The following is a 7,925-nucleotide window of genomic DNA, read 5'->3' on the forward strand; positions in this document are numbered from 1 at the left end:
GTATTATTATATGTGATCTATATTAAAGATTGAAAACTGATGGCCAATTCGGCACGAGTAAAAAGAAAAAATGAGACTTAACACCAATCAAAGATATTTTTAGCCAAGTTATCAGGTAGCCCAAAGCACTTATCATCAGAAACAAAAAAGCCCCGCTCTCATTGAGCGGGGCTTCTAATTATCGAATCTTAATTAAGAATTATGCTTCTGCTTTCTTTAGCTCAGCTTCTTCGTTAGCTTCAACGCCGATTTCGTTTTCAGATTTCGCTACGATAGTGTTAACCGCAGTATCACCAACAACGTTAGAAGAAGTACAGAACATGTCACAGATACGGTCAACAGCAGCAACAATCGCTAGACCTTCTGGTGGTAAACCTAGTTGGTGCAATAGAACACCTACCATCACAACACCGCCACCAGGAACACCACCAGCACCGATAGACAGTAGCAGGATAGTTAGACCAAGAGTGAAGATATCAGCAGTATTGATTGGCTGACCAAACGCGTTTGCTACGAACATAGTTGCGAGTGCAATGTAGATAGATACACCAGACATGTTCATTGTTGCACCCAGTGGTACACCGAAACCTGCTACTGACTTAGATACGTTTAGTTTGTCAGTAAGAGTACGCATTGTTACTGGGATTGTTGCGTTCGAACTTGCTGTAGATAGTGAGAATAGAACTTGCTCACGAGTTGCACGTAGGAACTGCTTTGGAGAAATACCAGTGAATGAACCAACCATCATTGGATAGAAGAAGAAAATCCAGAACACAAGCATTGCAACCACAAGCGCCACATAGCCAGCAACTGACATTAGCGTGTCTGCATCCAGTGTTGCGCCCAGTTGAATCATCAGAGCAAATACACCGTAAGGCGCCAAGCTCATTACTAGGCCGATAAGCTTCATCATGATTTCGTTAGCCATCTTGAATGTCTTGATAGCTGGGCCACCACGAGAATCAAGCGCTTGAATAGCAAGACCTGTCAAAATTGCCATGAAGATGATTTGTAGCATGTCGCCGCTTGCGAACGCTTCTACAGGGTTGCTAGGAACGATGTTAACAACAAGAGAGAAGATGTCTGGTGTTTCAGTTGTTGTAAGCGCAATTGTCTCAGAAACCGTACCCGCAAGGTTCGCACCTGCACCTGGTTGGAAAATAAGACCAATCGTTAGCGCTGCTGAAATCGCGATGATGGTGTTAATAATGTAAAGACCAAAGGTTTTACCACCAAGACGGCCAAATGAACGAATATCTTTTAGCTCAACAATACCGCAAACAATAGATACGTATACAAGAGGAACTACAAGCAATTTGATAAGTGATACAAACATACCACCAGCACCTTCGGCAGCGCCAAGTAGATACGTATCAAAAATAGCAATACCGCTGAATAGGTACTGAATAGCAGTACCAATAAGTAGACCGGCGAACAAGCCTACAAAAATTTTACTTGAGAGCGATTTATCCATCGTTCTTCTCCAGTTTGTTGTGTTTAAAATTTGTACTTTTATAGTTATATATGCGACCAAAATCGCTATATGGCAGTGGATTTTACATACAAAGATAACAATTAAAAGTATTTATTTACAAAAACATCACAAATGTGACATCAAAACATTTACTCAATCACAACAAGTTTCATAACACAAAACTCTAAATCGCAGATCTGAATGAAATAAAAAGAACGACATTCTTAATGCGGTTTTGATGCTTATTTACGTGGACTCTCAAGTTATAGGCACAAAAAAAGAGAGGCCTATACCTCTCTTTTTATTTTACGCAAACCAGTGATTTATTTTGTCGCTGCGACTAACTCAGTCAATGCACCAGTCAATCACTTGGCAACGTAATTCGTCATTACTTAGCAACCATAACCATCGCTGGGCGAACCACACGACCGTTTAGTTCGTAGCCTTTTTGCATCACAAACATAACCGTGTTCGATTCGTGATCTGGGCTTTCTTGGATAGACATCGCTTGGTGGAATTCAGGGTTGAACGCTTCACCTTCAGGGTTGATCTCTTTGAGACCAAACTTAGCAACTGTGTCTACGAACGTTTTGTGCGTTAGCTCAACACCTTCATACAGTGGCTTAACCACTTCGTTTTCAGCGTCTGCCGCTTGCATTGCACGCTCTAGGTTGTCGATTACAGGAAGCAGACCTTCAGCAAACTTGTTCAAAGCGAATTTACGCGCTTTATCAATTTCTTGTTCGCTACGGCGACGCATGTTTTCAACTTCAGCTTTCGCGCGAAGAACAGAATCTTGCTGCTCTTTCACTTTAGATTCGCTAGAAAGCAGTGCAGCTTCCAGTTGAGCGATTTTTGCTTCCTGCTCATCAGCAGCGTCTTCATTCAGTTCAGCTTCTTCAACTTTCTCAGCTTCAGCGATGATCTGATCTAGCTCTGCTTCGGTTACTTTGTTTTCTTCGTTGCTCATGATATCTCCAGAATTCGTTTTCAATGCAAGTGACAGGCGTGTTTGCGCCCCAAATTGATATAAAACACTCGCATAGACGTTCAACTTGCCTTTATTATGGGGATGAAGAATTTTGATTCAAGCCTAATTCGTTTGGAAACGTTATGAAAAAGCCATTTGAAGTCATCGCCATTATCGGTAAACCTCGAGATCAGCAAGCAATTCAGACTCATAGAGAGCTCTATCAGTGGTTAAGTGCTGAGGGTTATCAAGTGTTTGTTGATGACAGACTCGCCACTATTTTGGACGACATCCCAAAAGAACATTTTTCTAGCCTGATTGAATTAGGTAAACGCGCCGATCTCGCTATTGTGGTCGGTGGTGACGGAAATATGCTCGGTGCCGCTAGAATCTTGTCACGTTTCGACATTTCAGTGATTGGTGTTAACCGAGGCAATCTTGGTTTCCTAACCGATCTCAACCCTGAAAACTTCCAGAGTGCGCTTACTGATGTTCTCAAAGGCGAGTTCATGGAAGAAGAGCGCTTCTTACTTGAAACGGAAATTCATCGTCACGGCCAGATAAAAAGCCACAATGCAGCCCTTAATGAGGCTGTACTGCACCCCGGCCAAGTTGCTCACATGATCGAGTTCGAAGTGTATATCGATGACAGCTTCGCCTTCTCACAGCGCTCTGATGGCTTAATCGTCTCAACACCGACAGGTTCTACCGCCTACTCGCTTTCCGGCGGCGGCCCTATCCTGTCATCAAGCCTAAATGCTATCTCACTCGTGCCAATGTTCCCGCACACCCTTTCAAGCCGCCCATTAGTGGTGGATGGCAAGCGTCGTATTAAGCTTATCGTATCGCCTGATAACCGTGGAACTCAGGAAGTGAGCTGTGATGGTCAAATCTCGCTACCGGTTTCTCCTGGTGATGAGATCCACATTTACCAAAGCCCAAATGTGCTCAAACTGATCCACCCTAAAGACTACAACTACTACCACGTTCTACGTAACAAGCTAGGCTGGTCGAGCAAGCTGTTCTAAGTGAAAAGCGAACGATTTTAAAAAGGCTGACGACATTCGTCAGCCTTTTTTATTGCCGATTAAAAGCCCACCGCCTCTATCTTTACGCCAATCCACCACATCGTCATTCCCAAGAGGGAGGAACGACTGAGTTGGGAATCTATAGCGGTTTCAGTGATCTACAGACAAGCTCAATTCTGAGAGCTGTCGCAAAAAATTTTCACCTGTCGACTTTACTGTATAAAGAAACAGTATATACTGAGCTTATATACAGTATTGTTCATTTATACAGGTAAATAAAAATGCTGGCTCATTTAAGTGTTAATAATTTCGCTATTGTTAAGTCTTTACAGCTAGAACTCTCTAAAGGCATGACAACAATCACCGGGGAAACTGGTGCGGGTAAATCTATCGCTATCGATGCTTTAGGCTTATGCCTTGGAGGAAGATCCGATGCAGGAATGGTTCGACAAGGTGAAGAAAAAACCGAAGTCAGTGCCGCTTTTTTACTTGAGAACAATCTGCATGCTACCCGCTGGTTAGAAGACAACGAATTGCTTGATGGCAGTGAGTGCATCCTGCGCAGAACCATCTCAAAAGAAGGTCGTTCTCGTGCATTCATCAACGGTAGCCCTGTCCCTCTTTCGCAATTGAAATCGCTAGGACAACTGCTGATCAACATCCATGGTCAACATGCGCATCATCAGTTGATGAAGAGCGATTACCAAATGGCCATGCTTGATCAATACGCAGGCCACTTGAACCTGTTGAAATCGACACGTAATGCTTACCAAGCCTGGCGACAAGCCGATAACCACTTGAAAGAGTTACGTGAAAATAGCCAGCAAAATCAAGCTCAAAAACAACTTCTTGAATACCAAATCAAAGAGTTAAATGAGCTGTCTATTGGGGAGGAAGAATATGAAGACCTCGAACAAGAGCATAAGCGCCTCTCCAATAGCGGAGAACTGGCCACAACCTGTCAGCAAGCTATCGAGCTTATTTATGAAGGCGAAGAAGTTAATGCGCTTGGTATTCTGCAATCGGCCAATAACTCCTTAATTCAGCTAGCTGAGCTAGATGAAAGATTAGCCGAGTTACCAAACTTGCTTTCCGAAGCCATTATTCAGATTGAAGAAACCAACAACGAGTTAAGAACATACCTAGACAGCATTGATGTTGATCCCGGTCGTATGGCTTACGTTGAGGAGCGTTTCTCTAAAGTGATGTCGATGTCTCGTAAACACCACGTGTTACCTGAAGAGCTGTATAAGCACCATCAAGACTTACTACAACAAGTTGAAGCGCTTGATTGCTCTGATGAAAAATTAGAAGAACTGGCAAACGAGGTGGAAAACCAATACCAATCGTTCGTTGCTAAATCAGAGAAGCTTCATAAATCTCGAACTCGTTACGCAAAAGAGCTCAACAAGCTGATCACGCAAAGCATGCACGAACTGAGCATGGAAAAAGCGCAGTTTGCCATTGAAGTGAACAACACCAACACACACCCTTCTCCATTGGGTATGGATAACGTGACCTTCATTGTTTCGACCAACCCAGGCCAACCGATGCAGCCGATTGCGAAAGTGGCCTCTGGTGGTGAGTTATCACGAATCTCATTAGCGATTCAGGTGATCACAGCGCAAAAAGTGGATACACCAAGCCTGATTTTCGATGAAGTCGATGTGGGTATCAGTGGACCAACCGCTGCGGTTGTCGGAAAAATGCTACGTAAGCTGGGCGAATCGACACAAGTTATGTGCGTGACTCACTTACCTCAAGTTGCCGGTTGCGGTCACCAACAACTTTTTGTAGCGAAGAACACGAAATCAGGTAAAACCGAGACTCAAATGCACACGCTTGATGAGCAACAACGCGTTTCAGAGCTTGCTCGACTGCTTGGTGGCAGCCAGATTACCGAATCGACGCTTGCCAATGCAAAAGAGTTATTAATCGCAGCATAGGTTACATATTCAGCAACTTTCTGATAATTTACCGAAAATTCTTGGCAATTTTGCAACTTAATTCAAAATTGCCAGTCATAACAAGCTCAAAGCGCAAGGAGCTTTTTACTTCTTGCTGGAGCTTGTTTATTATCAGGCAGTATTTTAGCGAAGAAAGATCTCAAACTATGCGAATTAAAAAGTGGTTAGTTGCAGTTCCACTTGCACTAACAATGTTGACCGGTTGCTCTCTATTAGAGAAGTTGGTTTATCGAATTGACATCAATCAGGGTAACTATGTTGAACAGGAAGCTGTCGATCAGCTCAAGTTTGGCATGACAAAAACACAAGTTCGTTACGTTATGGGCTCACCTATGCTTATCGAAAATGGCTACCCAGATACGTGGTACTACATTTACCACCACACAAAAGGCCATGAAGACTCGATTCAAAAAAATCTTGTTGTTAACTTTGATGCAACGGGCACCTTAGTGACGATCAATGGTGATTTTGAAGCCAGTGATGAATTCTTCGAAAGCCTTCGCTAGCTTTCAACTAACAAAGCTTTCCAGTCAAAAGCAAGAATCGCAAAAGCCTGCTCATATGAGCAGGCTTTTTAATATCTGCTAACAAATGAGACTGTAGACTGTATTGTCTAACAAACAGATGAAAAAAAGCTCGCTAATGCGAGCTTCTTTATCATTCAAATTTGTTTGGTATTACGATTTAGCCGCCGCTTTCGCTTGTTCAGCACGCTTACGGCGAATTTCTTTTGGATCGGCTAACAGTGCTCGATAAATTTCGATACGATCTTTATCTCGAACGGTTGCATCTAACTTAACGTTGCGGCTGTATACGCCAACTTTATTTTTCGCCAAGTCGATTTCTGGATACAACTCTAAAACACCAGACTGCGCAATAATCTCTTCAACGGTCGCGTTCTTATTTACCACTAAGGTAAATACACGCTGCTCATGTGGAAGCGCAAACACAACTTCTACGTGGATCATATCTGATTCAATAGTCATGGCTTAGTAAACCTGTTTCGCTCGTTGAGTAAAAGCACTGACCATATTGCTTGTCAGTTCATTGAAAATCTTGCCAAATGCCATTTCAATCATTCGACTAGAAAATTCAAACTCTAGTTTAAGTTCAACCTTACATGCTTGGTCGTCTAGAGGAGTGAAATACCAGCCCCCCTCCAGCTTCTTAAACGGGCCATCTACCAGCTCCATTAAAATTTCAGCACCATCCGCCATTCGATTCGACGTAGTGAATGTTTTACTGATACCAGCTTTAGAGACATCAACCGAAGCCACCATCGCGGAATCTGAAGATTCGATCACACGAGAACCAGAACATCCTGGCAAAAACTCAGGATAACGAGCAACATCATTGACCAAGCTGAACATCTGGTCGGCACTAAAAGACACTAATGCTGAACGAGTAACCTTTGGCATATAGACTCCTGTTAAAGACAGCGTTACATTAACACAAACTGCAATTTTAATTGTATTGGGCCAGAGCGCAAATAAAAAGGATTCCCCATCTAGGGCGCATTCCGTATAATGAGGCCATTATGGCAAAGAATAAATCAAAATCAAAAGCCGGTAGTAATACCATTGCGCTTAATAAGAAAGCTCGCCACGAATATTTCATCGATGATGAGATAGAAGCGGGGCTTGAGCTACAAGGCTGGGAAGTAAAATCCCTACGTGAAGGCAAAACCAATATCGCAGAAAGCTACGTATACATCCGAGATGGCGAAGCATTCATCAGTGGTATGACGATTACTCCGCTAACTCAAGCGAGTACTCATATCGTGGCGAACCCAACACGTATCCGTAAACTATTAATGTCGAGAAAAGAACTCGACAACCTTATCGGTCGTATTAACCGTGAAGGCATGACGCTTGTCGCAACCGCACTTTACTGGTCTCGCTCTTGGGCGAAGATTAAAGTTGGCGTAGCGAAAGGTAAAAAGCTGCACGATAAACGTACTGATATGAAAGAAAAAGATTGGGCGAGAGATAAAGCACGAATTATGAAGAGTAATTTGCGTTAATTTTAAGCACTTAAACGCACAGTGCTAGACAGGGTAAGCTTTTCTGGTACTATGCAAATAACACTTGGGGCTGATTTAGGATTCGACAGGAATTTTGAAGTCTGAGGTGCATGCCGTGGGGCGGTTGGCCACGTTAAAAGCCGCAAAAAAATAGTCGCAAACGACGAAAACTACGCACTAGCAGCTTAATAACCTGCTCAGAGCTCTCTTACCCTAGCTTCCGCTCGTAAGACGGGGACCAATAAGAGATCAAACCCAAACTAGCTAGCGCGGCTTCTCCCACCTGAGAGGAAAAGCGCGAATTATAATTCAGGTTAGCCTTTAACTAGCGTGTCGGTTCGCAGGTTGCTGGTGAAATTAAAGATCGACTAAGCATGTAGTACCAATGATGAATGATTTTTGGACGCGGGTTCAACTCCCGCCAGCTCCACCAAACGTTTGGAAAGGGCCAACTCGAAAGAGT

The 7,925-nt window shown here is 43.3% G+C and carries 8 protein-coding genes and 1 other RNA gene; 5 read left to right on the forward strand and 4 right to left on the reverse strand.

What is annotated here, in order from left to right:
* Positions 1–199: 199 nt before the first annotated feature.
* Both AB4623_RS20820 and grpE read right to left on the reverse strand, forming a co-directional pair.
* Positions 200–1,474: a dicarboxylate/amino acid:cation symporter gene (locus tag AB4623_RS20820; protein ID WP_017072011.1), complete on the reverse strand. Its 1,275-nt coding sequence runs from the start codon at positions 1,472–1,474 to the stop codon at positions 200–202.
* A 388-nt stretch (positions 1,475–1,862) separates the two neighbouring features.
* On the reverse strand, positions 1,863–2,444 hold the full coding sequence (gene grpE, locus AB4623_RS20825) for a nucleotide exchange factor GrpE (protein WP_017069543.1): 582 nt from the start codon (positions 2,442–2,444) through the stop codon (positions 1,863–1,865).
* 143 nt (positions 2,445–2,587) lie between these two features.
* Between grpE and nadK the strand changes: the two genes are divergently transcribed.
* The 3 genes from nadK to bamE all read left to right on the forward strand — a co-directional run bounded on the left by nadK (position 2,588) and on the right by bamE (position 5,945).
* Positions 2,588–3,472 (forward strand): NAD(+) kinase, encoded by an 885-nt coding sequence (nadK, locus tag AB4623_RS20830; protein ID WP_017066747.1) that lies wholly within the window; start codon positions 2,588–2,590, stop codon positions 3,470–3,472.
* 281 nt (positions 3,473–3,753) lie between these two features.
* Positions 3,754–5,418, forward strand: coding sequence for a DNA repair protein RecN (gene recN / locus AB4623_RS20835; RefSeq protein ID WP_017059862.1), 1,665 nt, complete (start codon positions 3,754–3,756; stop codon positions 5,416–5,418).
* A gap of 167 nt (positions 5,419–5,585) precedes the next feature.
* Positions 5,586–5,945: an outer membrane protein assembly factor BamE gene (gene bamE, locus AB4623_RS20840; RefSeq protein ID WP_010438918.1), complete on the forward strand. Its 360-nt coding sequence runs from the start codon at positions 5,586–5,588 to the stop codon at positions 5,943–5,945.
* Positions 5,946–6,116: 171 nt separating this feature from the next.
* On the opposite strand, the gene AB4623_RS20845 is transcribed toward bamE, so the two are convergent.
* Together AB4623_RS20845 and AB4623_RS20850 are read right to left on the reverse strand one after the other, a co-directional pair.
* Positions 6,117–6,425: an RnfH family protein gene (locus AB4623_RS20845; RefSeq protein WP_016796754.1), complete on the reverse strand. Its 309-nt coding sequence runs from the start codon at positions 6,423–6,425 to the stop codon at positions 6,117–6,119.
* A 3-nt stretch (positions 6,426–6,428) separates the two neighbouring features.
* The gene (locus AB4623_RS20850) at positions 6,429–6,857 is read right to left on the reverse strand and encodes an SRPBCC family protein (RefSeq protein WP_010438915.1); all 429 of its coding nucleotides are present in this window, start codon (positions 6,855–6,857) and stop codon (positions 6,429–6,431) included.
* A 119-nt stretch (positions 6,858–6,976) separates the two neighbouring features.
* Here AB4623_RS20850 and smpB point away from each other — a divergent pair, with 119 nt between their 5' ends.
* Together smpB and ssrA are read left to right on the forward strand one after the other, a co-directional pair.
* The gene (gene smpB / locus AB4623_RS20855; protein ID WP_004735156.1) at positions 6,977–7,462 is read left to right on the forward strand and encodes an SsrA-binding protein SmpB; all 486 of its coding nucleotides are present in this window, start codon (positions 6,977–6,979) and stop codon (positions 7,460–7,462) included.
* 66 nt (positions 7,463–7,528) lie between these two features.
* Positions 7,529–7,895: a transfer-messenger RNA gene (gene ssrA / locus AB4623_RS20860) on the forward strand.
* The last annotated feature ends 30 nt before the right edge of the window (positions 7,896–7,925 follow it).

The sequence above is a fragment of the Vibrio sp. 10N.222.52.C12 genome (assembly GCF_041474215.1).
In the GTDB taxonomy this organism is placed as follows: Bacteria; Pseudomonadota; Gammaproteobacteria; order Enterobacterales; family Vibrionaceae; genus Vibrio; species Vibrio crassostreae_C.

Excerpts from the sequence above, each read along its gene's own strand:
- AB4623_RS20820 (WP_017072011.1), bottom strand. The coding sequence starts at position 1,474 with ATGGATAAATCGCTCTCAAGTAAAATTTTTGTAGGCTTGTTCGCCGGT.
- grpE (WP_017069543.1), bottom strand. The coding sequence starts at position 2,444 with ATGAGCAACGAAGAAAACAAAGTAACCGAAGCAGAGCTAGATCAGATC.
- nadK (WP_017066747.1), top strand. The coding sequence starts at position 2,588 with ATGAAAAAGCCATTTGAAGTCATCGCCATTATCGGTAAACCTCGAGAT.
- recN (WP_017059862.1), top strand. The coding sequence starts at position 3,754 with ATGCTGGCTCATTTAAGTGTTAATAATTTCGCTATTGTTAAGTCTTTA.
- bamE (WP_010438918.1), top strand. The coding sequence starts at position 5,586 with ATGCGAATTAAAAAGTGGTTAGTTGCAGTTCCACTTGCACTAACAATG.
- AB4623_RS20845 (WP_016796754.1), bottom strand. The coding sequence starts at position 6,425 with ATGACTATTGAATCAGATATGATCCACGTAGAAGTTGTGTTTGCGCTT.
- AB4623_RS20850 (WP_010438915.1), bottom strand. The coding sequence starts at position 6,857 with ATGCCAAAGGTTACTCGTTCAGCATTAGTGTCTTTTAGTGCCGACCAG.
- smpB (WP_004735156.1), top strand. The coding sequence starts at position 6,977 with ATGGCAAAGAATAAATCAAAATCAAAAGCCGGTAGTAATACCATTGCG.